The sequence below is a fragment of the Bacillus cereus group sp. N8 genome, from assembly GCF_016483685.1.
Classification (GTDB): domain Bacteria; phylum Bacillota; class Bacilli; order Bacillales; family Bacillaceae_G; genus Bacillus_A; species Bacillus_A proteolyticus.
Genome location: NZ_JAEHBK010000005.1, coordinates 109,626 through 136,474 on the forward strand (window position 1 = coordinate 109,626; position 26,849 = coordinate 136,474).

The following is a 26,849-nucleotide window of genomic DNA, read 5'->3' on the forward strand; positions in this document are numbered from 1 at the left end:
TCTCTTTTTGGAATACCTTTTGGAAAGAGGTTATTTCTAGATGAAGTGTGGAACAATTACTAGTTCATACGTATGAGAAAAAGGACTCAGATATGACAACCAAACGAAGTTTTACATTTAGAGGGGGAAAGAAAAAAAGCTAGCGTGGGCTAGCTTTTTCATTAGAACATTTTAGACCATAAATTTGAGAAGAAATCACCAACGGAACGCATTGTTAATACGAACCAATTTGCTTTTTCTACTTCTTCTGTCGTTTTTGCAGCAACTTTCATACTTTTATTTCCATCTAAAAATCCGTATTTATCAGTTGGTTCTAAAACGATGGAACCGACCTTTGCATCTTTCTTAATAGGAGCAACTAAATGTCCATCTTCAGCGAGTGATTTATCCGCTTCAGTAGAAATTTTGTAAGGTGCTTTGCTACCTTTTGCAGTAACTACTGTCACTTCTTTTTCTGGTACAACTGTTACGTAGTCTTCTTTTCCTTTTACTACAGAAATTTTGTTATTTTTATCTATTTTTAATTTCTGTTTTTCGAAGTTATTAAACCCGTATTCAATTAATGCGCGAGATTCTGTGAAACGTTCGTCCATTGATTTCGTTTTAATAATAACTGAAATAAGGCGTAAATCACCGCGTTTTGCTGTAATAGTGAATCCATATCCAGCGGTATCAGAACTTCCTGTTTTTAAACCATCCGCTCCTTCATAAGAGAAAGCAGCACCTGGTAACATCCAGTTCCAATTTTCCATACGAATTGGAACTGGATGATTATCTGGGAAGTTTCTAAATCTTTGTTTTGTATCCTCTAGCATTTCTGGATACTTTGTAATAATTGTTTTTGAAAGAATACCCATATCGCGAGCTGACATAGAGTTTTCTCCATTCGGATCAGTTCCTTCAGGATGTTTCCCTTTTAAATCAGCGTTATTCAACCCAGTAGCGTTTACAAATTTATATTTCTTTAACCCTAGTTTTTTTGCATGTTCATTTGCAAGATTTAAGAAGTTTTTCTCACTGCCTGCAAGTAATTCTGCTAAAGCAATACTAGATCCATTCGCAGAGAAGATAACGATAGAATGATATAATTCTATCACAGTATATTGGCGTCCCTTTTCGAACGGTACGTTAGAGAATTCATAATTACGTGAAACTTCATAAGCGTAATCAGAAATGTTTACTTTCGTATCCCAAGTGATTTTTCCTTCTTTAATTGCTTCTAATACGGCATAAACAACAATTAATTTTGACATACTAGCGATAGCTAGTAATTCATCTGGATTTTGTTCATGCAGTATTTTTCCTGTATCTGCATCAAATAGAAGTGCAGCAGCTGCCTCTATATGTATTTTTTCTTCTGCATGGGATGTTGTTACTCATAAGGAAGAAATTGACAATAGGAACACTAGTAAAATAGACAAGATTTTCTTCATATACATTATCACCTTCGCATCGTTATTAGCATATAGCTCGTACCATTTTAGCATAAATTCGGATGTAAAAAGGTTACAATCTTACAAGAAATTTGAAAATAATTTGTCGATTTTTGTTCAAATTTGCAGAGAAAAGAAGTTTTTGGTGGGTAAATATAGAGGATAATAAAAAAGGAACGAAAGTCGTTCCTTTTTCATTATTATATGTTTAAAAATTTCTCTACTTTTTCGTCTGGTAAAATGTTCCCAACGAAGAATGTACCGAATTCACCGTAACGAGCACTTACTTCATCGAAGCGCATTTCATATATAAGCTTCTTAAATTGAAGAACATCGTCAGCGAATAATGTTACGCCCCACTCAAAATCGTCGAATCCGACTGATCCTGAAATTACTTGGCGTACTTTCCCTGCGTATTGGCGACCGATTTTACTGTGACTGTACATCATTTTTTTACGTTCTTCCATAGGAAGCATGTACCAGTTGTCATCACCTTGGCGACGCTTGTCCATTGGATAGAAGCAAATATGATTTGCTTTTGGTAACTCAGGATATAAGCGATCTAAGATTTGTGGATTTTGGTATGGATCTTCATCAGCTGGAAGGTAGTTGCTTAGTTCAACAACAGATACGTAAGAGTATGCGGGAACTAAATATTCAGCTAATGTTGTTTTATTTAATTCTGTCTCAATTTCATTTAATTCTTCCATTGTTGGACGTAAGATCATAAGCATAATATCTGCTTTTTGGCCAACAACTGTATACATTGCGTGACTGCCTTTTTTCGCAGCAGCTACTTCGTTCCATTTTTCAATGACATTTAAAAATTCAGACACAGCTTGTCCGCGTTCGTCACTAGATAATGTTTTCCATGCTGCCCAATCAATAGAACGTAAATCATGTAAACAATACCAGCCATCTAACGTTGTTGTTGCTTCACTCATTCTATTCACCTCAGTTAATGATATTTTACACGTTAACTATAGCATATATAGGGTTAAAAACATCTACATAAAGTTTCGGCGCATAAAATTGTCACATTTATATTTACTCAAAACGGGAGAAAATAAGGATTAAGTAGGCTTTATTTTTCGGCTGAATTTTATGAAAATATAATCATTTTTATTTTATCTATTTTTTGGGAGCTATAAGTTTAAAATATAGAGGAAAAGCAGTATTCTTAAAGATAGAGTTTTTTTAACATATGTAGGAGGGTTTATTCGTGAGCAACTTATTTACAACAGTAAAAGAAAAAGTTCAAGGAAAAGGCATTTCTATCGTACTTCCTGAAGGAACTGATGAAAGAATTTTAGGCGCTGCAGAGCGTTTAGCAAAAGAAGAGTTAGTAAAACCAATCTTAGTTGGTAATAAAGAAGAAATTAGCGCGAAAGCTGCTAGCATGAACTTAACATTAGCGGGCGTTGATATTTACGACCCAGCTACATACGAAGAAATGGATGCAATGGTAGCAACTTTCGTTGAACGCCGTAAAGGTAAAGCAACAGAAGAAGATGCTCGCAAAATCCTTAAAGACGAAAACTACTTCGGTACAATGCTTGTATACATGGGCAAAGCACAAGGTTTAGTAAGTGGTGCAGCTCACTCTACAGCTGATACAGTTCGTCCAGCACTTCAAATTATTAAAACAAAACCAGGCGTTACAAAAACTTCAGGCGTATTCATCATGGTACGTGAAGAAGAGAAGTATGTATTCGCTGATTGCGCAATTAACATTGCACCAAACAGCCAAGATTTAGCTGAAATTGGTATCGAAAGTGCGAAAACTGCTGAACTATTCGGCATTGACCCACGCGTTGCTATGTTAAGCTTCTCTACAAAAGGTTCTGCGAAATCTCCAGAAACAGAAAAAGTTGTGGAAGCAACTCGCATTGCGAAAGAAATGGCTCCTGAATTAACTTTAGATGGAGAATTCCAATTCGATGCTGCATTCGTACCATCTGTAGCTGAGAAGAAAGCTCCAGGTTCTACAATTAAAGGTGATGCTAACGTATTCGTATTCCCAAGCCTAGAAGCTGGTAATATCGGCTACAAAATCGCTCAACGCTTAGGTAACTTCGAAGCAGTAGGACCAATCTTACAAGGTTTAAACATGCCTGTAAATGACCTATCTCGTGGATGTAACGAAGAAGAAGTGTACAAGTTAGCTTTAATTACAGCAGCTCAAGCACTTTAATTCTATAATGAATTAATATGAAAAAAGACCACCCTATTTCTTTTGAAATGCGGGTGGTCTTTTTTATTTTTCTAAACCAAGTGCTTTATTATTACGATCAATAATACGTTGCAAATTCGTCTCATATAAAGGAATCTCATCTATTGTTAATTGAGATGGTGTTAACTTTGGAGCGAATTGCTGTAATGTTTTTAAAAGACGCATCATTAAATTTTGTACTGTAATTGTTTCACCAAGTAATTCTGAGAGTGAGGCCATCGTACTCGGTACAATTTCAGGGTACGTGAAGCGTGTTTCTTCGCCTTGAATTGCTACATTGTAAAAGTCGCGAACAAGCGCAGCGCGTTCCGATCCGCTTCCTGTAGCACATAAGTAAATTTGTACAGCAACCCCACCGCGAATACGGCGCTGAGAAATACCTGCGAATTTTTGGTCGCGAATACTTAAATCATAGCTACCAGGACAATAAGAACCAACAATTTCTTTTGCCTCGATTGTAACGTCGTAATCGTTTAACATTTCCTTAATTAAATGCCACATTGTATCGTATCCAAGATCAATATCGATACCTTTTTCTGTTTCTTGGAATAAAAGTGATACGTTTAACACACCTTCATCAAGTACGACCGCAAGTCCACCGGAATTACGAACGATAACATTGAAGTTGTTTTCTTTTAAAAAGGAAATACCTTCTTCTAAGTGTGGTAGGCGTGAATCTTGAATGCCGAGAACGATTGTATTGTGATGAACCCAAGAACGCATTGTTGCAGCGGATGCGCCATTCCCAATACTTGTGCATAATGTGTCATCCATTGCGAATGATTGCAAGGCATGGAATGTCGGTCCTAAACTAGACTGATCTACAATACGCCACTCTGGCTGAGATAAAATTGAACGGGAATTGCTCATATAACTAACCCCTTATCTTTAAAATGACAATCTCTATTATAGCAAAAAATGAGGGGTTTTCTCGGATATAAAGTGAAAGAATAAAAAGGATGCATTGCCTGCATCCTTTTTATTCTGCAATTTTTTCTAAATTACCATTTCGATCCATTCGGAAAGATGTTTGTGAGCGTTCCTCATCATCCATTACTGCCAATTTGCGAGCGCGGTTCATGATATTCATAAGTGTTTCGTAATCTTCTTGTACAGTATGAGATTGTTGCTCTAATTTTTCTAGTTTCTTCTCTAGTTCTTCATTTCGGAGTATTTGCGCTTTAATTTCTTGTTTCAATCTCGTATTCTCGTTTTCAAGAGCTGTTACTTTTATATTTGAAGATCCAACTGTTTGTAAAAAGTAAATAACATCTTGCATTGTTATTGAACTTTTTGAAGTAGGAACAGTCGGTTCTTGATATGGACTAGCTTCTTTATATTGGACAGCTGTTTCGTTTGGCATTAGTTCCTCGTAATCAGTTATTGATCCTGAGGCTGTTGGTGTATAAAGTAAACGTTTTTTCGCTTGTTCACCGCTCGCAGCACGCATTTTATCTTTACGGTGTTTTTTTGCTAGTTGAAGAGCCTGCTCATAACTATAACGAACGACAGCGTTCCAGCGGAAACCACAAGCAGCGGATGTGCGGTTTAACTGATCTCCTACTTCTTCAAATGCATTTAATTGAGTACTTCCTTCTCGAACATGGCGAAGCACCGTTTCAGCAAGTAATAAATCGTCCTCGTCTGTCCAAGCATCTTGTCTTACTTTCATAGATTCAACTCCCTTTCTTTTTATGAACTTCCTATTTTTATAATGGGCAAAAAAAAAAGCTTTTATACAAAGCTTTTAAAAATATGGTAGATTTCGATGAAGAGAAGAAATTTTTGCTATGAATGGTGGAAGCTTTTGAAGGAGAAAATATAAATAATATGTAGCCTTATATAGGAATAGAGCCATGCCCGGAGACTTGCAACAAGCTTCAAAGAGCGGTAAAATACCATTTAGTGTTTATTTTAAAATGTACTTGTGAAAAGTTTAAAATAGAGGAAGTGTTATATATAATGGGAAACGAATTTCGTGTGTGTGATGATTGTCAGGCAACGAACGTTAAAACGTTGATTCCGAAGTTAAAAAAAGTAGATTCATGTGCAACGATTGAGGTCGCATGTCAGTCTTACTGTGGCCCTGGTCGTAAAAAATCATTCGCGTTTGTAAATAATCGTCCAGTTGCGGCTCCAACAGAAGACGAATTAATCGTAAAAATTGAAGCAAAGTTAAATAAGTAAGAAAAAGAAGAGTGAACAGATTACTCTTCTTTTTTTATGTCCATAAGATAGCGTTTTGTATGAATTCGTATTTCAAAATAATGGTTGACAGTCTTTTGACGTGGTAGGTAGAATAGAAAGTGTCTGATTCTGAGAATCATTATCAGGAAAAAGGTCAATTCACCTAATTTTTTTATTATTATTTGAGAATAAATTTCATTTTATTAAATATATGTTGTTGGTTAGGATGGTTGAGGGATGGAAGCGAGCGCAAGGAGTATAGAACAGCAAGATGTGAATGTTAAAGAGATTAAGAGCAGACCGCTCGTTGCTTCTATTATTTTAATAGCAGGCACAATTTTGTTAGCTTTAAGTATGGCAGTTTCTATTTCGTTTGGTGCAGCAGATATTAGTTTAAAGACCGTTTGGCAAGCTGTATTTCAGTTTGATGGTTCCATAACGCACCATAACGTAATTCAAGAATTACGCATGCCTAGAGCAATAGGGGGCGTAGTTGCAGGTGCCTTTTTAGCGGTATCAGGTGCAATTATGCAAGGTATGACGCGAAATCCACTTGCATCACCATCGTTAATGGGAATTACAGATGGAGCTGTATTTGGGATTGCAATTATGTATGCATTTTTCCCTAATTCACCTTATTTAATGTTTGTTATCGCATCTTTTATTGGAGCTGCGTTTGGAGCGAGCATTGTATATGGTATTGGGTCTTCTTCACCAGGTGGATTAACGCCTGTGAAATTAGCTTTAGCAGGTGCAGCAATTAGTGCTTTATTAGGGGCAATTTCATCTGGAATTGCATTGTATTTCAACCTTGCCCAAGAGGTAAGTATGTGGAATGCAGGCGGCGTTGCCGGAGTGAAATGGCAAAGTATTAATATGTTAGTACCAATTGGTCTTGTTTGTCTCATTATAGCAATTATGATGTCGAGATATATCACAATTTTAAGCTTTGGTGAAGAAATTGCGATTGGACTTGGTCAAAATACGACATTAATTAAATTTATAGGAACAGTACTTGTTCTTGTATTAACAGGTTCTGCGGTTTCTATGGCAGGATCAGTTGGATTTGTTGGACTTGTAATTCCGCATATGACTCGTTTCCTTGTCGGCTCAGATTATAGATGGGTTATTCCATGTTCTGCGGTCTTAGGTGGATTGCTAATTGAATGTGCAGATATGTTATCTCGCGTTATTAATCCACCATTTGAAACGCCAATTGGAGCAATTACAGCGCTAATTGGGGTGCCATTCTTCCTCTACTTAGCACGTAATGAAGGGAGAGGAAAGATGTGAGGACGAGCGTCTTAACAAAAAAGAACATTTCTATTTTAACGATTTTAGTAGGATTAATTGTTGCTGTATTTTTAATAAGTTTAAATATAGGAACATTTAAAATTCCTCCAATAGATGTATTAAAGTCATTGGTTGGATTAGGTGCAGAAGATCAATCTGTTATTTTATTTGAATTTCGTATGCCACGTATGGTTATTGCCATATTAGTTGGTTCTGCATTAGCTATGTCAGGTGCAATTTTGCAAGGGTTATCACGAAACCCACTTGCTGATCCAGGTATTATCGGTATTAACGCTGGAGCGGGATTAACAGTTGTTGTATTCGTCTACTTTTTCTTCGGGAAAGTTGGAACAGGTACACTTTTATCTGTATTTATCCTTCCATTCTTTGCGCTAGTTGGAGCGATATTGGCAGCGGTTATTATTTATTTACTAGCATGGAAAGACGGCGTTTCATCAACTCGATTAATTCTTGTTGGTATCGCTGTTGCAGCCGGCTTTGGTGCGGTTAGTTTAATTTTTTCTATGAAGATGACATCGAACGACTTCCGTTTTGCAACGATTTGGTTGGCAGGAAGTTTATGGGGAACAGATTGGAAGTTCGTACTAAGTGTGCTCCCATGGATGGTTATTTTCTTACCACTAGCTATTAGTAAAGCGCACATATTAAATGTAATGAATTTAGGCGACCCTACAGCAGTTGGGCTTGGTGTAAACGTAGAAAAGGAAAGACGGAAATTATTATTTATTGCAGTTTGTTTAGCAGGTGCATCTGTTGCTGTTGCGGGCGGAATCGGTTTTATCGGTTTAATGGCTCCGCATTTAGCGAGGCGCCTCGTTGGCGGTAAGCATCAAATTATGTTACCAACGGCTGCATTAATAGGAACGTTCTTACTTTTATTTGCAGATGTAATTTCAAGAAGTGTGTTACCAACTTCAGAGATACCGGTCGGTCTTGTTATTTCTGTAATTGGCGCACCATATTTCATATATTTACTTATGAGGACAAAATAAAGGGAGGCTTTTTGTATGGCAACTTTAGCAGTTGATGCGGTATCTGTTGGCTATAATGAAGGGTTAATTATAGATGGATTAACAGTTGAAATTCCGGAAGGACAAATTACAACGATTATTGGACCAAACGGTTGTGGGAAATCCACATTATTAAAAACGGCTTCTCGTATTTTGAAAGCAAAACGAGGTACTGTTTATCTTGATGGAAAAGCAATTGAGAAACAGCCAACGAAAGAAATCGCAAAGAAAATGGCGATTTTACCACAAACTGCAGAAGTGCCAACAGGCCTTACTGTGTTTGAACTTGTTTCATATGGACGTTTTCCTCATCAAAAAGGATTTGGAACATTGAAAGAAGAAGATTATCGCTACATTCATTGGGCACTTGAAGTGACTGGAATGACTGAGTTTGCAAATCGTCCAGCAGAAGCTTTATCAGGTGGGCAGCGTCAACGTGTATGGATTGCGATGGCTCTTGCACAAGGAACAGATTTACTTGTGTTAGATGAACCAACAACATACTTAGATATGGCTCATCAACTTGAGGTATTAAACTTACTGAAGAAGTTAAACAAAGAAGAAGGCAGAACGATTGTTATGGTTATTCACGATTTAAATCATGCTTCTCGTTTCTCTGATCATATGATTGCATTAAAAGCTGGGAAGTTAATGAAACAAGGAACGCCAGATGAAGTCATGACAAGTGAAACGCTTCGAAATGTATTTGAAATCGAAGCTCAAATCGTTCCATGTCCAGTAAACTGTAAACCAATTTGTTTAACATACGATTTAGCGATGATTAATAATCAATTGCGTAAAAAAGCGTAATTAATAGGATTTCTCCCTCTTAAAGAGGTGAGAGGGGGAGTTCTAATGGACGTTGAGCTTCTTACCCATGGATGGGAAGTTGAACGCCCGTTAGAACGGGCTATAAACAACAGTTAATAAATATATATTAATTAAATGTTGTTTTCGTTTCTTATAGTTACATGCAAATTATAAGAGAAATACAGCTAGAAGGAGTGGGAATATGAAGAATTTTAAAATGTCACTATTAGCAATGGTACTAGTTGTTACTTCTGTACTATTTGCAGCTTGTTCTAACAAAGAAGAAGAAAAGAAAGCAGATGCGAAGGATGCGAAAACTGAAGAGCGCACTGTACAACATGCAAAAGGGGAAATTAAAATTCCTGCAAATCCAAAGAAAATTGCTGACCTTAGTGGTTCAACAGAAGAATTATTAATTTTCGGTATGAAACCGATTATTACTGCAAATACAACACAAGAAAAAATTGATGGACATATTGCAAAGAAATTAGAAGGCGTGAAACCAGTAGGTTCTGCTTGGGGCGATAAAATTAACATCGAAGCAGTAGCTGCTGCAAAACCAGACTTAATTCTTGTAAACAATCGTCAAGAAAAGATTTATGATCAATTATCTAAAATTGCACCAACAGTTATGTTAAAAACTCCATTAGACCAATGGCGTCCAAAATTCGAAGAAGTAGGTCAAATCTTCGGTAAAGAGAAAGAAACAAAAGAATGGTTCAAACAGTATGATGAAAAAGCAGGCAAATTACATGACAAAATCATCGCTAAAACTGGTGATGCAACATTCATGAAAATGGCTGCATATCCAAATGCTTTCCGCGTATACGGTGACTACGGTTACGGTAGCGTAATCTTTAATGACTTAAAGTTACCAGCAGTTAAAGGTACACCAACTGATAAACCATTAGTACAAGTACAAAAAGAAGCTTTAATCGATTACAATCCAGATTACTTATTCGTATTTACAACTGGTGACGGTTCTCAGCGTCTAAAAGAATTCCAAGAAGAATCAATTTGGAAAAATATGAACGCTGTTAAAAACAATCACGTATTCACAATTAGCAATGAAGACCTAAACAAAGGATACTTCCCACTAGGTAAAGAAATGATCTTAGACGAAGTTGCTGAGTTTGTTTTAGGAAAATAATATATAAAGAAAAATCACTTTTACGTCGGTAAAAGTGATTTTTCTTTATATAACAGGAATTAATATAGTCTTTCATTTCTTTCTGTTTCTTATTTCGTTTATAATATAAAGTAAGAATGTAGTAAAGGAAGGGGGATGTCGGAAGGTGGTATATTTAAACGACAAACTCAGCGAAACAAAAGTGTTTAAAGACCCAGTACATAAATATGTGCACGTGCGTGATCGCGTTATTTGGGATTTAATCGGAACGAAAGAATTTCAACGCTTGCGCCGTATTAAGCAGCTTGGAACGACATTTTTTACATTTCACGGTGCAGAGCATAGTCGCTTTACTCATTCGTTAGGTGTATATGAAATTATTCGTCGTATGATTGATGATGTGTTTGATGGCAGACCGAACTGGAATGCTGAAGATAGATTATTATGTTTATGTGCGGCATTACTTCATGATGTCGGTCACGGCCCATTTTCTCACTCGTTTGAAAAAGTATTTTCGTTAGATCATGAGAAATTTACGCAAAAGATTATCGTTGGCGATACGGAAATTAATCGTGTGTTAAGCCGTGTTGATAAGGATTTCCCGCAAAAGGTAGCAGATGTCATTGCGAAAACATCTACTAATAAATTAGCAATTAGTATGATTTCAAGCCAAATTGATGCTGATCGTATGGATTATTTATTAAGAGATGCATATTTTACTGGTGTAAAGTATGGGAACTTTGATATGGAACGTATACTGCGTGTCATGCGCCCATACGGTAATCAAGTTGTCATTAAAAATAGTGGTATGCATGCTGTAGAGCATTATATTATGAGCCGTTATCAAATGTATTGGCAAGTATATTTCCATCCGGTAACACGTAGTGCAGAAGTTATTTTAACGAAGATTTTACACCGAGCTAAATCACTGCATGAGAAGTATTATGCGTTTAAAAATCATCCTGTTCATTTCTATTCTTTATTTGAAGAAGAGGTAACAGTAGAGGATTATTTAAAGTTAGACGAGAACGTAATGTATTATTACTTCCAAGTATGGCAAGACGAAGAAGATCCGATTTTAAGTGACTTATGCCGCCGCTTTATGAACAGAAATCTATTTAAATATGTAGAGTTTACTGATAAGCACGGTTTAGATAATTGGATGGAATTAAGTAGCTTATTTAAAAAGATTGGACTCGATCCAGAGTATTATTTAGTTGTTGATTCAACATCAGACTTACCGTATGACTTTTATCGTGCAGGAGAAGAAGAAGAACGTCTACCAATCTTACTTCTTATGCCGAATGGGGAACTTAGAGAGCTTTCGCGTGAATCGGATATTGTTGAGGCGATTACAGGTAAGAAGCGAACGGATCAAAAACTATTCTATCCGCATGATTTGATCTATGAAGATGGAAGAAGAGGAAAATATAAAGAGAGAATTATCGAGTTGTTAGAGGGAAAGAAATAAGAAGCAGCTAAGAGCTGCTTCTTATGAAAAAACTTGAAATTATTTGTCGCTTAAGCGTTTTCCGCCAACTGCATAATGGTTTTTAGACATTTCTTCGATGAAAACAACGATGTTTTCTTCAGGAGCACCAGTTGTTTCGCTTACTGCTGCTGTTACTTTCTCAGCAAGAGCTTTCTTCTGTTCTTCTGTGCGTCCTTCTAGCATTTTCACTGTTACGTATGGCATGTACAATCGCTCCTTTTATGTAAGTTACACTCTTATTATAGCGGATTATGAGGAAGAACAATCGAAAAAACAAATAATTTCTTTTTTTGACATATTGAAGAGGAGATGAGTTATGGATCAGTTATTTAGATACCCATTGCAACAAATTCCGTTGGTAGCAATGGCGATTATTATTGCGCTATCTGTGCATGAATTTGCACATGCGTATGTTGCATATAAATTTGGAGACGATACAGCGAAAAAACAAGGACGTTTAACGTTATCACCGATGGCTCATTTAGATCCTATCGGGATGATTGCTGTACTAATTCTTGGATTCGGTTGGGCAAGACCAGTACCTGTTAACCCGTATAACTTTAAAAGACCGCGTCTTGCGGGAATATTAGTTTCTATTGCGGGACCGATAAGTAATCTTATCTTAAGTGCAATTGGTTTAATTATTTGGTATAGCCTAATAACGTTTGGTGTGTTAGATGCGATTCCACCCGCAGTAGGAGAGACGTTAAATCAATTTTTCCAAATTTTTATTATGCTTAATATTGTTTTACTTGTATTTAACTTATTACCAATCCCGCCACTTGATGGATATCGCGTTGTGGAAGATTTAGCACCAGCAAATGTGCGAGCGAAAATGACACAGTATGAAAAGTATGGATCAATTGCGTTATTAATTCTTGTTATTACACCGCTTAGCAATTACACAATTCAGCCTATTTTCAATGTTGTTATCCCATATGTATTAGTATTTTTACAAAATATCATTGCGCCTATTTTTGGGCTTTTATAATCTTTAAGTGAGGAGGAATTTACATATGACAGAGAAAAAGAAAAAAATCGGTTTTAATATTGTAAAAAATGATTCAACAGATGGACATGGTGGGTTTGGCGTTGGGGCATTAAGCCTAGAAAATATTTCACCTGTATTTGTCGATGTACTAGAGAAAACTGCATTCGTTGATATCGGGGCGATGCATGCGCGTAGTACAGTAGAAAAAGGTATTAAATTTTTAACAAATAAAGATGAAGTTCCAAACGGAAAACCATTTTGGCTTGTTTGGGTAACGATTGAAAGAACACCAAACGGTGCATATTACGCAGGTGTAACTGCTTGTGAAATGACAGTTGATCGTGAAATTCGCCGCGGATATAAATCACTTCCAGAGCATGTAAACAAAATGGATAAATCACTAAAGCGTCACATCATGATCAATCATATGGATGAATCATCTAAAAAAGTACTTGGTACATTCTTAAAAGAGCATAATGAAGCAATTTGGAACGAATCTAGTGAAGAATTGCGCCACGCATTATTAGGTGAATAAAAGAAAAGGATGTCCCGTAAGTCGAGTTTTTTGACTAGGTGACATCCTTTTTATTTAGTGAATAGGACCATGGCATATGAAAATATATCTAACGTAACTCGCATATATCAACGATTCGATAAGGAATATCGATTTACCGATAAAGAATGACAATAGCCTTCTTTCTTACCACGGGAGATATTTCTTCCACCAACCCGTCTTTTTCTTCTCTTCACTAACCTTTTCAAACTCTTCTTTATCATCAACGTGATCCATACAATACTCAGTTGGCTCTGTACCTTTTGTGAAATACATTTTCACAGAAATGGGACAATTTTTTGTAGCAATCTTACCGTTTTCAGGGTTAACGTCTACAGCAACAACATCTGCTGGTTGTTTGAACTCTTTTTTAGGCTGTCCATCCAATCCTTTTTCCATTGTATCGGTCCATATTTTTTTCGCGTATCCTTGTTCTGCTACATTTGAAATGGATTTAGGTTGATCGTATCCAATCCAAACCCCTGTTACAAGTTGCGGAGTAAATCCAATCATCCAACTATCAGTTTCTGTTGAACCGGACTTTCCAGCATACGTTCTTGATAGTTTGGATAACATCGATTGTCCGGTCACAGCGGCATAACTACTTAGTTTTTTATTAAACATACCTGTCATCATTTCTTCCATCACAAATGCTTTGCTCTTATCGAGAACTTGATTGCTCTCCAAATGAGCGTCGTATAACATGTTCCCTTCATGATCCATAATGCGCCTTATAAAGATAGGTTTTACTTCTTTTCCGCCGTTTGCAAACATGCTATAAGCGTTCACCATTTCAATCGGTTTTACAGGGGACGTACCGAGAGCTAGAGAAGGCACATCTTTTAATGCACTCTTAATTCCGAATTGCTTCGCTGTTTTTGCGAGCGTGTCATCTCCTAAAAACAAATTTGTTTTCACAGCATATATGTTATCAGAGACTGCGAGAGCTTGCGCCATTGTTACGAAATCATCTGCATAATAATCTTTATAGTTTTTCGGTTTATACTTTGAAACGCCGTCACCTAAAGTGAATACAGTGTATTCGCTTTTTAAGCGCGTAGTAGGGGTGAATCCTCGTTCCAAGGCCGCGTAATATAGAAATGGTTTAAATGTAGAGCCAGGCTGACGAAGGGCTTGTGTAGCCCTGTTAAATTGACTCGTATTATAATCAGTTCCTCCAACAAGAGCAGCCACTTCACCTGTTTTTGGATTCATAGAGACGAGGGCAGTTTGGATGTTTGTTGTTTCAGGTATATGATCTTTGACAGCTTGTTCTGCTACAGATTGTAACTTAGGATCTAGCGTTGTATAAATACGCAAGCCACCTCGTTGTAAGGCTTGCTCATCTAATCCGATATCCCGAAGAAGAGAAGCTTGTACAGCATCTTGGAAATAAGGCGCGACCTCTGCCACTTTTTTCGTATCTAATGAGGCGAAAGTTAGCGTTTCTTTTTTTGCTGAAGCTGCTTGCAGCTTCGTAATATAACCTTGCTCTACCATTTCATCTAATATGAGAGATTGACGTCCTTTAGCACGTTCTTCTTTTAAAAAGGGAGAGTAGACACTAGGTCCTTTCGGGATTCCTGCAAGCATACTAGCTTCTGCTAATGTTAATTCTTTTGCTGTTTTATCGAAATATAGACGAGACGCAGCCTCGATGCCATAAGCGCCATGTCCGTAATAAATTGTATTTAAATATCCTTCTAAAATATGATTTTTATTATAATTCACTTCAAGACGGACAGTGTACATTGCCTCTAGTAGTTTTCGTTTCCACGTTTTATCATGATCTAAATATAGATTACGTGCGTATTGTTGTGTAATCGTACTAGCTCCTTGCACCTTTGCCATTGCTTTTAAATCAGCAACAATTGCACCTGCAATACGTTTCATATCGAAGCCATGATGCTTATAAAATCTTTGGTCTTCAATAGAAAGTGTCGCTTCTTTTACATAGGGAGAAATTTCATCAAGAGAGACATTGTAACGCTTTTGTATTTCGTTACTTTGTCCAATCACTGTATCATCGTTCGCGTAAAACACACTCGTTTGCGGAACTGCAACAGGGGGAGGCCCCATAATTTTTGCAGCTATAATGATAATGAAAAAGGAAAAAACGAAAAAAAGAACACAAGAAAACATTACGGTGAAGAAAAGACGTTTATATTTTTTAAGTTTTGGATTCATAGTTTGATCCATCTTTTTCAGCCCCTCATTAATACAAGCATTATTGTATTAGTATTGAGGGTTTTGGTTTATTTTAAACAATGAAATTTTGAAAACAAAAAAGCCCCTTCAATTAAGAAAGGAGCTCAAAGGCACGTGCTGGCCAATCGGTAATAATGACATCTACGCCATAATCAATCATAGTTTGCAAATCTTTGTATTCGTTCATTGTATAAGGACGGAAAACATATCCTTGTTCTTGTGCTAACTGTACAAATTCTTTGGTTAATAGCTGGAAATTTGGATGTAATCCAGTTGCTTCTCTACGTTTTGCCTCGGCAATAGGATCAGCAAGTGGCGTATCATATAAAATTGCCCTTGGGATTTCAGGGGCTATCTCTGCTAATAATGAAACAGAGTCATGGTTAAATGATGAGAATACAATTTGATTAGATAGATGGTATTCTCGAACAAGAGCGACAACTTTCTCTTCAATATTAGGATAGTGAATCACATCTGTTTTTAACTCAATGTTAAGTTGTAAATTTGTTGTAGATAGCCAAATGAATACTTCGCGTAACGTTGGAATTTTTGCTTCATGGAAAGAAGGATCTTTATGGCTACCAGCATCTAGAGTTTGTAATTCCTCTACAGTTTTTTCAGAAACAAGTCCTATGCCATTTGTTGTACGATCGACGGTTTCGTCGTGAATTACAACAAGTTCACCATCTTTTGATAAATGGACATCAAGTTCAATTCCATGAGCACCAATGCGTTCGGCTTCTTGAAAGGCAATCATCGTATTCTCTGGATGTGTCCCTTTTACCCCGCGGTGAGCGAAAATAAGTGGTTTATTCATGTGAAAATCTCCTTATCATCTCTTTTTCTTCATTATGAAACTGCCTTGGGAAAAATACAATTGAATAGGACAAACATTTACAAAAGTCTAACAGTTGCATAAAAGTTAACGTTAACGTAAAATGTAATAATCAAGTGAAGGGAGGAATAAACATGTATAAAATCGATGAAGTAACAAAGCAAGTTGGTTTAACAAAGCGTACACTCCGTTATTATGAGGAAATTGGTTTAATTCATCCCCCAGAACGAAGTGAGGGGAACATTCGCCTGTATACAGATGAGGACATTGCAAGAATTAAAAAGATTGTGGAAGCGAAAGAAGTGCTAGGAATTACACTTCAAGAAATGCAACATTTCTTATCGTTAAAAGAACGAATGGAACAAAGAAGAAATAGCGAGAATCCTCGTGACCGTGAAGTTATTCAAGAAATTAAAGAGATGCTTGAAAAACAAGTGCAAACGTTAGACGAGAAAATGGAGCAAATGCAGCGCGTGAAGGCAGAGCTAGAGGATAGTTTAAGTCGAGCGGTTACATTTTTAGAGAATACAAAAGGAGAGTAATCAAAATGGAGAGCAAACAAAAATTAGGGAGATTGATTACAGTGGTGGCTACCTTCCTTGCCTTTTCAGGTATAGGAGTAGTTGACCCAATTTTACCAAGTATTGCTGAACAAATTGGTGCTTCGCATTGGCAAGTCGAGATGTTATTTACAGCTTATATTTTAACGATGGCAATTATGATGTTACCAGCTGGAATATTTGCATCAAGATTTGGTGATAAACGAATGATGACGATCGGTCTTGCGATTGTAACTGTGTTTGCATTTATATGTGGTATATCGCAAACGATTGCTCAATTATCTCTTTTCCGTGCAGGGTGGGGATTAGGAAATGCGATGTTTTTTGCTACAGCAATGACACTTTTAATAGCATTAAGTAAAGAAGTTCATGAAGCAGTAGGATTATATGAAGCAGCTATCGGTTTAGGGATGGCAGGTGGCCCATTGTTAGGTGGTATATTAGGTGGACATTCTTGGCGTTACCCATTTTTCGCAACGAGTATTTTAATTTTCTTAGCATTTATTTTAGTATTCTTTTTTGTAAAAGAACCGGAGCGAGAAGTGAAGCGTAAAGCAGCAGGCGTAGGTGAATTACTTAACCTGGTGAAATATAAACCGTTTATGCAAGGTGCCATTTCAGGAATGTTATACTACTACGGATTTTTCGTCGTGTTAGCATATTCACCACTGATTATGCATTTATCTGCTATTCAATTAGGATTTGTATTTTGCGGATGGGGATTAGCATTAGCTTACGGATCAGCAATTTTAGCGCATAAGCTAGAAGGTAAATATGAACCAAAAACATTGTTAAAAGGTAGTTTACTCGTATTTGCGATTTTCTTAATTGCACTATTCTTCGTTAAAATCATGTGGTTACAAATCGTGTTAATCGTTCTATCAGGATTAGCATCAGGATTAAATAACGCGTTATTTACAAGTTATGTAATGGATATTTCACCTTATGAAAGATCTGTTACATCAGGTGTTTATAACTTTGTTCGTTGGTTAGGAGGCGCGATTGCTCCAATTTTATCAGGAGTCATCGGTCATACAGTTTCACCACAAAGTCCGTTTTTAGTCGGTGGAATTGTTGTATTAGTTGGTTGCGTAATGATCTTAATTCCGATTCGTAAACCGGTAGAAATAGAGACAGAAACCCTTTCTTAAGAAAGGGTTTTCTTTCCTGTTGCAGAGCAAACCCTTTTTGCATATATGTTAGAACCCTCTGACTAAAATATATTTTCGGTATTTTTGTACTTTTAACTATACTTTTTGGATGTTTTGTTTTATTTTTGTTAGGGGACATTAATGATGTCCCTATTATAAATTTGCATTGAAAGGCGTGATTGTACGATGGAACTATGGTTCACTGAAAAACAAACAAAGCATTTTGGGATTACGGCGCGTATTAACCGCACATTACATACGGAGCAAACAGAATTCCAAAAACTTGATATGGTTGAAACGGAAGAGTTCGGAAACATGCTTATTTTAGATGGCATGGTTATGACAACTGAAAAGGACGAGTTCGTTTATCATGAAATGGTAGCGCACGTACCTTTATTTACACATCCAAACCCTGAAAACGTATTAGTTGTAGGCGGTGGCGATGGCGGTGTTATTCGTGAAGTGTTAAAACACCCAAGCGTAAAGAAAGCAACTCTTGTTGAAATCGATGGAAAAGTAATTGAGTACTCTAAACAATACTTACCATCAATTGCAGGCGCATTAGATAATGAGCGTGTAGAAGTAAAAGTAGGAGACGGTTTCCTACACATCGCAGAAAGCGAAAATGAATATGACGTAATTATGGTAGATTCTACTGAGCCAGTAGGCCCAGCGGTAAACCTATTTACAAAAGGCTTCTACGCTGGAATTTCTAAAGCGTTAAAAGAAGATGGTATTTTCGTTGCTCAAACGGACAACCCTTGGTTTACACCAGAACTAATTACAACTGTGTTTAAAGACGTAAAAGAGATTTTCCCAATTACTCGTTTATACACAGCGAACATTCCAACTTACCCAAGTGGACTTTGGACATTCACAATCGGATCTAAAAAACATGATCCACTAGAAGTAAGTGAAGAGCGTTTCCACGAAATCGAAACGAAATACTACACAAAAGAATTACACAATGCAGCATTCGCATTACCGAAATTTGTTGGCGATTTAATTAAGTAAGAAATCGAGTTTGAACAAATAAAGTGTAAGTAGCTCATTTAAGGTGTTTGTCCAGAAGACTTGAGCATGCTAGCTATTTACACTTCTGTAAATGAAATAATCTTCTTGTTATGAAACAGAAGACCCCGGTAAATCGAGAAAGAGGAGCAGTGCGCTCCAAATTTGAGAAATATGAAAGGTTGGGATACCTTAAGTTCCACATAAGGAGGAAAAGAATATGCGTTTTGATGAAGCTTATTCAGGTAAAGTATTTATTAAAAGTCATCCAAGTTTTGAAGAGTCAGAGGCAGTTATTTACGGGATGCCAATGGATTGGACAGTAAGTTACCGTCCAGGTTCTCGCTTCGGCCCTGCACGTATTCGTGAAGTATCGATTGGACTAGAGGAATACAGTCCGTATTTAGATCGTGAACTAGAAGAAGTAAAGTATTTTGATGCGGGTGATATCCCATTACCATTTGGGAACCCACAACGCAGCATAGACATGATTGAAGAATATGTATCAAAACTTTTAGATGCCGATAAGTTTCCACTAGGTCTCGGCGGTGAGCACTTAGTGTCTTGGCCAATTTTTAAGGCAATGGCAAAAAAATATCCGGATTTAGCAATCATCCACATGGATGCTCATACTGATTTACGTGAATCGTATGAAGGAGAGCCTTTATCTCACTCTACACCAATTCGTAAAGTGTGTGATTTAATTGGTCCGGAAAACGTATATTCTTTCGGAATTCGTTCTGGAATGAAGGAAGAATTTGAATGGGCAAAAGAAGTAGGTATGAACTTATACAAATTTGACGTATTAGAACCGTTAAAAGAAGTATTACCGAAACTTGCAGGACGCCCAGTCTATGTCACAATTGACATTGACGTATTAGACCCAGCTCACGCTCCTGGAACAGGAACGTTAGAGGCTGGAGGTATCACATCTAAAGAACTATTAGATTCCATCGTAGCAATTGCAAATTCAAATATAAATGTAGTTGGAGCAGATTTAGTAGAAGTAGCTCCTGTCTACGACCATAGTGATCAAACACCAGTTGCAGCAAGCAAATTCGTGCGGGAAATGCTGCTCGGCTGGGTAAAGTAAAAGTGAAGCCGACTTGTTCAGAGTCGCCGATATAATTTCACTTAATGTCATATGACATAAAAAAGAGCTATTCTCATCATTTGAGAATAGCTCTTTTTCTTATGCGACTTTCTCTTCCGAAGTAATGCCACGAATTTCATCAGCAGAACGGATTGGATATTTACGGAATACAATTGATCCAACGTATCCAACAATAGTGGTAACGATTCCGCATAATATAGCAGCGATTGTTACTTTTACAACGTCATTAAATCCGAATAAGACAAGAAGTCCTGGAATTGGTGATGCTGTTCCTGGCGCGTTATTAACGAGCTGGAATAGCGATGTAATAATACCAGCAAGTGCACCGCCAACGAAGTTAGTCGTATAAATTGGAATTGGATTTGCTGAGACAACATCGGCTTGTGTTAACGGTTCGATTGCTACAGCGATTGTATCTTTCTTTGAACAAATTTTTAGTCGTTTAAAGAAAATAAAGTTCAACGGGGCTGAGGCTGCTACGGCAAGACTACCAATTGCCATTGGTAAACCTGTTAATCCGAGCATTGCAGTTAGTGCCATAGAACTTAATGGAGAGGTAGAAATAACTGTTATTAATCCGCCAAGCATAATACCCATAATGATAGGACTTTCTGTAGTTGCAACTGAAATCATAGAACCGATTTTACCGAGTGTTGCGTTAACAAGCGGGTCCATAAGCATTGCCATTCCGCGTGAGATTGGTGCAGCAATAAATAAAATTGCTAAAAATTCTACACCAGCTGGTAATTTCTTTTCGAGAAATTTCACAACGAAAGCACAAACGTATCCGGCGAAAAAACCTGGTAAAATACCGAATCCACTAGTAGCGATACCGATTAAAACAGCATATACGGGTGAAACACCGATTGCTAATGCTACTAAAATCGCTGCTGCGACACCGCTCATACTACCAGAAGCTTCTCCTACTGATTGTAAAAAGTCATTATGAAACATTTCTCCACCGATATAACGGTGAAATGCTTCAATCAGAAAACTTGCGATTGCTGCATTAGCCAAAGCACCCATTGCTTTCATTCCGTAAGGAGCACGGTAACTAAAAAGTGTAAATAGACAAAGTACAACAAGTAATAGTGCTAAACCTTGCAAGATAGCCATTTGAAAACTGTCTCCTTTGATTTTTGTAATAAAAATTTGTATCATTCAATAATAATATAAAAGTTTGTTAAACGGGAAAACTTTTTGCCCGGAAATTGCTGTAAGGTGAAAAAGCCTTACAATAATGTAAGGGAAGTGTAAGACATTTCGATAGAGTATAGTAGGCTTTTTTTCGTATAATACAGGTATAGACATACGGTTAGTGAGAAAGAAGTGCAAACAGGAGGCGCATTTATGAAATTGGTAATTAAAGTTTTAGCTGTGTTCGCTATTATTTTGGGTGGAACAGCGTACTATTTAAACACAAAAACAGAAGGTGTGCATGCTTTTGTAGACAACTTCTTTTCAAATAAAGAAATACAAGATTATTATGCAGTTATAGATAAAGGTGAGAAAAAAGACGATGAATATTTGTATACATTTAAAGGGTATACAGAAGATGGAAAGTTACAAGTTATTAAAAGAATGGTGAACCGTGAATTGCACACGGGTGCTTTTATAAAAATTTATGCAAAAGGTATGCAAGGAAAAGGATGGGCTGAAATCCCGGAAGAGTCAATTCCACAAAAAGCATTGCAAAAGATAGAAAAATCATAAAAGGAGCGAATCGTTCGCTCCTTTTTTAGTGCGTTAAAATGGTGATAGCTGAACTTTCTTTATTAGAAATGATTTTTGCACGTCCGCCAATTGGGAAAGTGAAAATCGGAGTTGTATGCCCGAAACTAGCGTTTGCAATAATAGGTATATGTGTAAGTTCGGATTTTGAAGCAATCATTTCTTGAATGTCTTCTATCGTACATTCTGCTCCTTTTTGCATTCTTCCTATAACAATGCCTTTTACATGTTCAAAGCCAGGTTGCTGCATAAGAGAATGTAAATATCGATCAAAAGTTTTTAGGGTAGCTTTTCCGGTTAAACTATCCTCTTCAAGAAATAAAATTTTGCCCTGTAAGCTTGGCATATATGGTGTACCTTGCAGTAAATTAAATGTGCTCATATTACCACCAATAATATCTCCCGTCGCTTCCCCTTCTTGAATTGAAACATATCCTTCATTTTTAATAAATTCTCGATTTTCTTGATCCATATACCAAGAATCATCGCTCCATGTTTCAGCCGGTAATATTTCAATAGGCTCATTAGAAGCTAAACATTTTAAAAAGTAATCGGTCGTATAATCGAGCCCTTTTTCCATTCCGAATGAAGAGAAGTGAGGACCTGAATATGTAACTAAGCCTGTTTTTGTGTAAAGTGCGTTATTTAAAGCGGTAATATCAGAATAGCCACAGAAAAATTTCGGATTTTCTCGAATTAAATCGTAATCGAGATGTTTTAATAAACCGTTAGAGTTGTATCCTCCAAGTGTCGTCAAAATTGCTTTTACATTAGGGTCTTTAAATGCTTCATGAAAATCTTGAACGCGTGAAGAAATAGAAGAGGAAGCAAATTGATCTATCTCATCAGCATATTTTGAGAATGTAACTTGAAAGCCCATGTCGGTTAATCTTTTTATAGCAAGTTCTCGGTTCGTATTTGAGACAATACTTAAACTACAAGATGGTGAAATAATCCTTATTTCATCACCTTTTTTAAATTTTGTTGGTAGCATTAGATTCACCTCTTTAAATGAAAAAATATTCAGATTTTAAAAATATTTTAACATACGAAATAAAGAGAAGTTGAATTATTTTTTGAAAAGGAGTTTTCCTGATTTTTCAGCAGACAGACAGAGTCTTTTTTTGATATGATAGGAAAAGTGATTTATTATAAGTAGTATTTAATATCTATAACATTTGAAAGGTGTGCAAGACGTGAAGAAACAACTTGCAGGCTTGCCAGTACACGTTCATTTCGTAACAGAAATCCGTGAAGGGGCGAGGAAGGAAACCGTTGCTTTTGAAGCAAATGGTCAATACTATGTAAAAGGTCAAGGTACATATATAACATTCCAAGAGCCGAACGAACAAGGCGAAGTGAAAACAATTATTAAAATTCAAGATGAACAAGTTCTCATTATGCGTTCAGGTGCTATTTCTATGCGTCAGACGCATGTGAAAGGTGAATGGACAACTGGTACGTATACGAGTGAACTTGGTACGTTTGTATTGCAAACGAAAACTGATAATGTTCTTTTTAAATGGTCGGATGAAAAGAAAAAAGGACAACTCTTCTTAACGTACGCATTGCTTCTAAGTGAACAAGAAGCTGGCAGATATACAATTACAATTAATTTGAAGGAGGCAAAATAATGAATTCTTTAGAACAAGTAAAAGGATTGATTAAAGAAGAAATTCAAGCTGCTGTATTAAAGGCAGAATTAGCAACAGAAGAACAGATTCCAAACGTTATATTAGAATCTCCAAAAGATAAAACAAATGGTGATTTCTCTACAAATATGGCAATGCAACTTGCACGCGTTGCGAAAAAAGCACCTCGTATGATTGCAGAAGAATTAGTTGCAAACTTCGATAAAGCAAAAGCTTCTATTGAAAAAATTGAAATCGCTGGTCCTGGTTTCATTAACTTCTACATGGATAATAGCTACTTAACGGACTTAATCCCAACAATCGTAAACGCTGGTGAAGCATACGGTGAAACGAATACTGGTAAAGGTGAAAAAGTACAGATTGAGTTCGTATCTGCGAATCCAACAGGCGATCTTCACTTAGGACATGCACGTGGTGCGGCAGTAGGTGACACTTTATGTAACGTATTAGCGAAAGCAGGATACGATGTATCTCGTGAGTACTATATTAACGATGCGGGTAACCAAATTAATAACTTAGCTCTTTCTGTTGAAGCTCGTTACATGCAAGCGTTAGGTTTAGAGAAAGAAATGCCAGAAGACGGTTACCACGGTGCAGACATCATTGGAATCGGTAAACGTTTAGCTGAAGAGTTCGGCGATCGTTATGCGAAAGCTGATGCGGAAGAAAGCTATGAATTCTACCGTTCATACGGTTTGAAATATGAGTTAGCGAAACTTCAAAAAGACTTAGAAAGCTTCCGTGTTAAGTTTGATGTATGGTTCTCAGAAACATCATTATACAAAAACGGAAAAATTGATCAAGCTCTTGCTGTATTAAAAGAGCGTGAGGAAATCTTTGAAGAAGACGGCGCAACTTGGTTCCGTTCAATGACTTACGGCGATGATAAAAACCGTGTATTAATTAAAAACGACGGTTCTTACACATACTTAACGCCAGATATCGCTTACCACCGCGATAAATTAGAGCGTGGTTTCGATAAATTAATCAACATTTGGGGTGCTGACCACCACGGTTATATTCCTCGTATGAAAGCTGCTATTCAAGCGCTTGGTTACGATAAAGATACTCTTGAAGTAGAAATCATTCAAATGGTACAACTGTATCAAAATGGTGAAAAAATGAAGATGAGTAAGCGTACAGGTAAAGCAGTTACACTTCGTGAGCTTATGGAAGAAGTAGGCGTGGACGCAATGCGTTACTTCTTCGCAATGCGTAGCGGTGATTCTCATTTGGACTTCGATATGGACTTAGCTGTATCAACATCTAATGAAAACCCAGTATACTATGCACAATATGCTCATGCTCGCGTATGCAGTATCCTTCGTCAAGGTGAAGAGTTAGGATTAGCTACAGGCGGAGACGTGAATTATAAACTTGTTACCTCTGAGAAAGAAGTAGAGTTACTGAAAAAACTTGGTGAATTCCCAGCTGTAGTTGCAGATGCAGCGCAAAAACGTCTGCCACACCGCATTACAAGCTATGCATTTGAATTAGCAGCAGCATTACACAGCTTCTACAATGCAGAAAAAGTATTAAACCAAGATAACTTAGAATTAAGTAAAGCTCGTTACGAATTAATGAAAGCAGTACGCACTACACTTCAAAATGCATTAGCAATCGTAGGAGTATCTGCACCAGAAAAAATGTAATAAAGAAAAGCGGAAACGGCTTGCTTAGAATAGGAGGGGGATGGAGCTCCTGACAGAGAGGCGTACTTTGCCTCGGAGGAAGGCGCGAAGCCACCGATTATTCTAGCCGTTGGAGCTGGACATAAAGAAAAGCGGAGCCGACTGTTTAGTCCCGAAGGCTAAGGTTCTTTCCCACAGAAGATGCAGTTTATCTTCTCATGGGGAAGGTTCTTATACAGAAGGGGCTAGAAGGCAGAGCTCGACATACAGATCAAAAAAGGCAATCACAATAACATGTGGTTGCCTCTTTTGATCTGTATTAAGCAGCTTTTTGACCTGTTTGAGTAACAGGTTTTTGAAGGGTGTTATAAACACCAGTTCCGATAACTTCTAATGCCATTTTCATACGTTCTGGTGAAATGTTCTCAAATACATTATCTTGAGGCGTGTGATATACCTTTTCGATATGATAGATTAATGGATTCCAACTATCGACACCCATCCAAATAAATAGTGCAGAAGGAATACCCACTTCAGCAAATGGTACGTGATCACTAGAGCCGAATTTTCCTTGAAGAACGAGATCATTATTTAATTGTTTACCTGCTTGTAAGGCAGCATCTGTTACAAGGTTCGTTGATCCATCAGGAGTCATTGCATATAAATTCTTTGCTTTATCATAATTTGTTGCAACCATGTCTGCGTTAAAGACACCTAAAATTCGATCACGTTCTTTTTGGGACAGACTATTAACATAATAATCAGAGCCAAGTAAGCCAGTTTCTTCAGAGCCAAAAGCAATAAAACGAATTTCTTTATCAGTTTCTACATTTTGAAAAGCACGAGCTAATTCTAATACTAATCCTGTACCAGAAGCATTATCATTCGCCCCAGGTGCCCCAACGACACTATCATAGTGTGAACTTACAACAACAGCTTTTTCATTACCTGTACTATTTTTTGGTTTCTTTTTAGCGATGACATTTAGGGATGTTAAATTAGACTCATGTCTCGCTTTTAGGGAAAGCATCGATGTCTCTTTTTTAGCAATTTCTTCTTTAAACGCATTTCCTTGAGCATAAGCAAGACCAAAGACAGGGATAGACTGCTTTTTAGTTAAGCGAGGATTGAAGGTTTGTCCGTAGTTTCCACGACCTCCAATTAAGCTGTATAAAAGCACACCTTTTGCCCCTTTACTAACAGCATTTTCAACTTGTTTATTATAATCTGCTACAGTTGTACCTCTTTCGAATAAAACAATTTTCCCGTTTACCTCATTTGGAATATCGTCTAATTTTGTACCACCATGAACAAAGATAAGCGGAGCTGTAACAGCTTCTGTAGAAATTAGTGCATTTGGAGCAGCGCCAGCTTGCCAATTACGCTTTGTCCCTAATGGTGATTCGATAAATCCAACGTATTGATCCGGCACTTGAAAGGGCTGATATTCTACCTCATATCCCATTGATTTAAGCTTCATACCAACATAGCGAGAAGCCCATTCTTCTGATTTTGTACCACCTGGGCGGGGACCGATTGTTTCGGATAAGAAACGGATATGCTCGAGGGCACGGCTTGCATCAACTTGTTTTGTAATAGATGGAGTTTGTGTAATTTCTGACGTGGAATCAGCTTTTGCTTGTCCGATTGGAGCTAAGCTAACGGCGAGTGATACAGCAAGCAAGGAGCTTACTATTTTTTGTTTCAGTGATTTTCTCATTTTTTCCTCTCCCATTCTTCTATTCTCTCTGACTGACAAAAGAAGACGGATAACGACTTAATCTTACCTTTATTTTCCTTAATT

At 37.1% G+C, this 26,849-nt stretch carries 25 protein-coding genes and 1 pseudogene; 16 read left to right on the forward strand and 10 right to left on the reverse strand.

The features are described 5' to 3' along the window. Positions 1–161: 161 nt before the first annotated feature. Together JDS80_RS10540 and hemQ are read right to left on the reverse strand one after the other, a co-directional pair. A pseudogene (locus tag JDS80_RS10540) lies at positions 162–1,439 on the reverse strand (serine hydrolase). 194 nt (positions 1,440–1,633) lie between these two features. Next, a complete protein-coding gene (gene hemQ / locus JDS80_RS10545; protein WP_199638376.1) occupies positions 1,634–2,377 on the reverse strand; it encodes a hydrogen peroxide-dependent heme synthase in 744 nt (247 codons plus the stop codon). Positions 2,378–2,655: 278 nt separating this feature from the next. Between hemQ and pta the strand changes: the two genes are divergently transcribed. Further along, positions 2,656–3,627 carry a phosphate acetyltransferase gene (gene pta, locus JDS80_RS10550; RefSeq protein WP_071744027.1) on the forward strand — a complete coding sequence of 324 codons (972 nt, stop codon included), beginning with the start codon at positions 2,656–2,658 and terminating at the stop codon, positions 3,625–3,627. Positions 3,628–3,690: 63 nt separating this feature from the next. Here the strand turns inward: pta and lipL are convergent, their stop codons facing one another. Then, positions 3,691–4,536, reverse strand: coding sequence for an octanoyl-[GcvH]:protein N-octanoyltransferase (lipL, locus tag JDS80_RS10555; protein WP_071744028.1), 846 nt, complete (start codon positions 4,534–4,536; stop codon positions 3,691–3,693). Between the two features lie 109 nt (positions 4,537–4,645). After that, a complete protein-coding gene (locus JDS80_RS10560) occupies positions 4,646–5,338 on the reverse strand; it encodes an RsfA family transcriptional regulator (protein ID WP_071744029.1) in 693 nt (230 codons plus the stop codon). Between the two features lie 290 nt (positions 5,339–5,628). On the opposite strand from JDS80_RS10560, the gene JDS80_RS10565 reads away from it, so the two are divergent. From JDS80_RS10565 to JDS80_RS10590, 6 genes are all read left to right on the forward strand, one after another. Further along, the gene (locus JDS80_RS10565; RefSeq protein WP_000526075.1) at positions 5,629–5,853 is read left to right on the forward strand and encodes a YuzB family protein; all 225 of its coding nucleotides are present in this window, start codon (positions 5,629–5,631) and stop codon (positions 5,851–5,853) included. Between the two features lie 237 nt (positions 5,854–6,090). Further along, entirely contained in the window at positions 6,091–7,146 is a 1,056-nt protein-coding gene (locus JDS80_RS10570) for a FecCD family ABC transporter permease (protein WP_000388282.1), read from the forward strand. Further along, complete coding sequence (locus JDS80_RS10575; RefSeq protein ID WP_199638378.1) at positions 7,143–8,159, forward strand: iron chelate uptake ABC transporter family permease subunit; 1,017 nt, start codon at positions 7,143–7,145, stop codon at positions 8,157–8,159. Before JDS80_RS10570 ends, JDS80_RS10575 begins: the two co-directional genes overlap by 4 nt. A gap of 15 nt (positions 8,160–8,174) precedes the next feature. Next, on the forward strand, positions 8,175–8,987 hold the full coding sequence (locus JDS80_RS10580; RefSeq protein WP_000212073.1) for an ABC transporter ATP-binding protein: 813 nt from the start codon (positions 8,175–8,177) through the stop codon (positions 8,985–8,987). 202 nt (positions 8,988–9,189) lie between these two features. Next, positions 9,190–10,137 (forward strand): ABC transporter substrate-binding protein, encoded by a 948-nt coding sequence (locus JDS80_RS10585; protein WP_199638380.1) that lies wholly within the window; start codon positions 9,190–9,192, stop codon positions 10,135–10,137. Between the two features lie 145 nt (positions 10,138–10,282). After that, entirely contained in the window at positions 10,283–11,587 is a 1,305-nt protein-coding gene (locus tag JDS80_RS10590; RefSeq protein WP_071744032.1) for an HD domain-containing protein, read from the forward strand. Between the two features lie 39 nt (positions 11,588–11,626). On the opposite strand, the gene JDS80_RS10595 is transcribed toward JDS80_RS10590, so the two are convergent. Then, complete coding sequence (locus tag JDS80_RS10595; protein ID WP_001147171.1) at positions 11,627–11,812, reverse strand: 2-hydroxymuconate tautomerase; 186 nt, start codon at positions 11,810–11,812, stop codon at positions 11,627–11,629. A gap of 112 nt (positions 11,813–11,924) precedes the next feature. On the opposite strand from JDS80_RS10595, the gene JDS80_RS10600 reads away from it, so the two are divergent. Continuing rightward, positions 11,925–12,599 carry a site-2 protease family protein gene (locus JDS80_RS10600; RefSeq protein WP_071744033.1) on the forward strand — a complete coding sequence of 225 codons (675 nt, stop codon included), beginning with the start codon at positions 11,925–11,927 and terminating at the stop codon, positions 12,597–12,599. Between the two features lie 25 nt (positions 12,600–12,624). Then, positions 12,625–13,134, forward strand: coding sequence for a YwhD family protein (locus tag JDS80_RS10605; RefSeq protein WP_199638382.1), 510 nt, complete (start codon positions 12,625–12,627; stop codon positions 13,132–13,134). A 165-nt stretch (positions 13,135–13,299) separates the two neighbouring features. Here JDS80_RS10605 and JDS80_RS10610 read toward each other — a convergent pair whose 3' ends face one another. Next, complete coding sequence (locus JDS80_RS10610) at positions 13,300–15,351, reverse strand: transglycosylase domain-containing protein (RefSeq protein WP_199638384.1); 2,052 nt, start codon at positions 15,349–15,351, stop codon at positions 13,300–13,302. Positions 15,352–15,451: 100 nt separating this feature from the next. Beyond that, positions 15,452–16,177: a glycerophosphodiester phosphodiesterase gene (locus tag JDS80_RS10615; protein ID WP_071744035.1), complete on the reverse strand. Its 726-nt coding sequence runs from the start codon at positions 16,175–16,177 to the stop codon at positions 15,452–15,454. Between the two features lie 152 nt (positions 16,178–16,329). Here JDS80_RS10615 and JDS80_RS10620 point away from each other — a divergent pair, with 152 nt between their 5' ends. The 4 genes from JDS80_RS10620 to speB all read left to right on the forward strand — a co-directional run bounded on the left by JDS80_RS10620 (position 16,330) and on the right by speB (position 20,010). After that, entirely contained in the window at positions 16,330–16,737 is a 408-nt protein-coding gene (locus JDS80_RS10620) for a MerR family transcriptional regulator (protein WP_071744036.1), read from the forward strand. Positions 16,738–16,742: 5 nt separating this feature from the next. Further along, complete coding sequence (locus tag JDS80_RS10625) at positions 16,743–17,906, forward strand: MFS transporter (RefSeq protein WP_071744037.1); 1,164 nt, start codon at positions 16,743–16,745, stop codon at positions 17,904–17,906. Positions 17,907–18,092: 186 nt separating this feature from the next. After that, a complete protein-coding gene (speE, locus tag JDS80_RS10630) occupies positions 18,093–18,920 on the forward strand; it encodes a polyamine aminopropyltransferase (protein WP_000424696.1) in 828 nt (275 codons plus the stop codon). A 217-nt stretch (positions 18,921–19,137) separates the two neighbouring features. Beyond that, a complete protein-coding gene (speB, locus tag JDS80_RS10635) occupies positions 19,138–20,010 on the forward strand; it encodes an agmatinase (protein ID WP_001209823.1) in 873 nt (290 codons plus the stop codon). A gap of 99 nt (positions 20,011–20,109) precedes the next feature. Here the strand turns inward: speB and JDS80_RS10640 are convergent, their stop codons facing one another. Then, a complete protein-coding gene (locus JDS80_RS10640; protein WP_071744038.1) occupies positions 20,110–21,147 on the reverse strand; it encodes a PTS sugar transporter subunit IIC in 1,038 nt (345 codons plus the stop codon). A 234-nt stretch (positions 21,148–21,381) separates the two neighbouring features. On the opposite strand from JDS80_RS10640, the gene JDS80_RS10645 reads away from it, so the two are divergent. Then, positions 21,382–21,744: a YxeA family protein gene (locus JDS80_RS10645; RefSeq protein ID WP_199638386.1), complete on the forward strand. Its 363-nt coding sequence runs from the start codon at positions 21,382–21,384 to the stop codon at positions 21,742–21,744. A 25-nt stretch (positions 21,745–21,769) separates the two neighbouring features. Here the strand turns inward: JDS80_RS10645 and JDS80_RS10650 are convergent, their stop codons facing one another. Beyond that, positions 21,770–22,756 (reverse strand): S66 family peptidase, encoded by a 987-nt coding sequence (locus JDS80_RS10650; protein WP_199638388.1) that lies wholly within the window; start codon positions 22,754–22,756, stop codon positions 21,770–21,772. A gap of 202 nt (positions 22,757–22,958) precedes the next feature. On the opposite strand from JDS80_RS10650, the gene JDS80_RS10655 reads away from it, so the two are divergent. After that, positions 22,959–23,396: a YwiB family protein gene (locus JDS80_RS10655; RefSeq protein ID WP_071744041.1), complete on the forward strand. Its 438-nt coding sequence runs from the start codon at positions 22,959–22,961 to the stop codon at positions 23,394–23,396. After that, positions 23,396–25,066 (forward strand): arginine--tRNA ligase, encoded by a 1,671-nt coding sequence (gene argS, locus JDS80_RS10660; protein WP_098614830.1) that lies wholly within the window; start codon positions 23,396–23,398, stop codon positions 25,064–25,066. Before JDS80_RS10655 ends, argS begins: the two co-directional genes overlap by 1 nt. A 298-nt stretch (positions 25,067–25,364) precedes the next feature. On the opposite strand, the gene JDS80_RS10665 is transcribed toward argS, so the two are convergent. Next, complete coding sequence (locus JDS80_RS10665) at positions 25,365–26,765, reverse strand: M28 family metallopeptidase (RefSeq protein ID WP_199638390.1); 1,401 nt, start codon at positions 26,763–26,765, stop codon at positions 25,365–25,367. Positions 26,766–26,849 lie beyond the last annotated feature (84 nt).

Excerpts from the sequence above, each read along its gene's own strand:
- JDS80_RS10640 (WP_071744038.1), bottom strand. The coding sequence starts at position 21,147 with ATGGCTATCTTGCAAGGTTTAGCACTATTACTTGTTGTACTTTGTCTA.
- JDS80_RS10625 (WP_071744037.1), top strand. The coding sequence starts at position 16,743 with ATGGAGAGCAAACAAAAATTAGGGAGATTGATTACAGTGGTGGCTACC.
- JDS80_RS10560 (WP_071744029.1), bottom strand. The coding sequence starts at position 5,338 with ATGAAAGTAAGACAAGATGCTTGGACAGACGAGGACGATTTATTACTT.
- JDS80_RS10665 (WP_199638390.1), bottom strand. The coding sequence starts at position 26,765 with ATGAGAAAATCACTGAAACAAAAAATAGTAAGCTCCTTGCTTGCTGTA.
- JDS80_RS10645 (WP_199638386.1), top strand. The coding sequence starts at position 21,382 with ATGAAATTGGTAATTAAAGTTTTAGCTGTGTTCGCTATTATTTTGGGT.
- JDS80_RS10605 (WP_199638382.1), top strand. The coding sequence starts at position 12,625 with ATGACAGAGAAAAAGAAAAAAATCGGTTTTAATATTGTAAAAAATGAT.
- JDS80_RS10650 (WP_199638388.1), bottom strand. The coding sequence starts at position 22,756 with ATGCTACCAACAAAATTTAAAAAAGGTGATGAAATAAGGATTATTTCA.
- JDS80_RS10565 (WP_000526075.1), top strand. The coding sequence starts at position 5,629 with ATGGGAAACGAATTTCGTGTGTGTGATGATTGTCAGGCAACGAACGTT.
- JDS80_RS10585 (WP_199638380.1), top strand. The coding sequence starts at position 9,190 with ATGAAGAATTTTAAAATGTCACTATTAGCAATGGTACTAGTTGTTACT.
- speB (WP_001209823.1), top strand. The coding sequence starts at position 19,138 with ATGCGTTTTGATGAAGCTTATTCAGGTAAAGTATTTATTAAAAGTCAT.
- JDS80_RS10610 (WP_199638384.1), bottom strand. The coding sequence starts at position 15,351 with ATGGATCAAACTATGAATCCAAAACTTAAAAAATATAAACGTCTTTTC.
- JDS80_RS10580 (WP_000212073.1), top strand. The coding sequence starts at position 8,175 with ATGGCAACTTTAGCAGTTGATGCGGTATCTGTTGGCTATAATGAAGGG.
- lipL (WP_071744028.1), bottom strand. The coding sequence starts at position 4,536 with ATGAGCAATTCCCGTTCAATTTTATCTCAGCCAGAGTGGCGTATTGTA.
- JDS80_RS10600 (WP_071744033.1), top strand. The coding sequence starts at position 11,925 with ATGGATCAGTTATTTAGATACCCATTGCAACAAATTCCGTTGGTAGCA.
- JDS80_RS10620 (WP_071744036.1), top strand. The coding sequence starts at position 16,330 with ATGTATAAAATCGATGAAGTAACAAAGCAAGTTGGTTTAACAAAGCGT.
- JDS80_RS10570 (WP_000388282.1), top strand. The coding sequence starts at position 6,091 with ATGGAAGCGAGCGCAAGGAGTATAGAACAGCAAGATGTGAATGTTAAA.
- argS (WP_098614830.1), top strand. The coding sequence starts at position 23,396 with ATGAATTCTTTAGAACAAGTAAAAGGATTGATTAAAGAAGAAATTCAA.
- JDS80_RS10595 (WP_001147171.1), bottom strand. The coding sequence starts at position 11,812 with ATGCCATACGTAACAGTGAAAATGCTAGAAGGACGCACAGAAGAACAG.
- speE (WP_000424696.1), top strand. The coding sequence starts at position 18,093 with ATGGAACTATGGTTCACTGAAAAACAAACAAAGCATTTTGGGATTACG.
- JDS80_RS10615 (WP_071744035.1), bottom strand. The coding sequence starts at position 16,177 with ATGAATAAACCACTTATTTTCGCTCACCGCGGGGTAAAAGGGACACAT.
- hemQ (WP_199638376.1), bottom strand. The coding sequence starts at position 2,377 with ATGAGTGAAGCAACAACAACGTTAGATGGCTGGTATTGTTTACATGAT.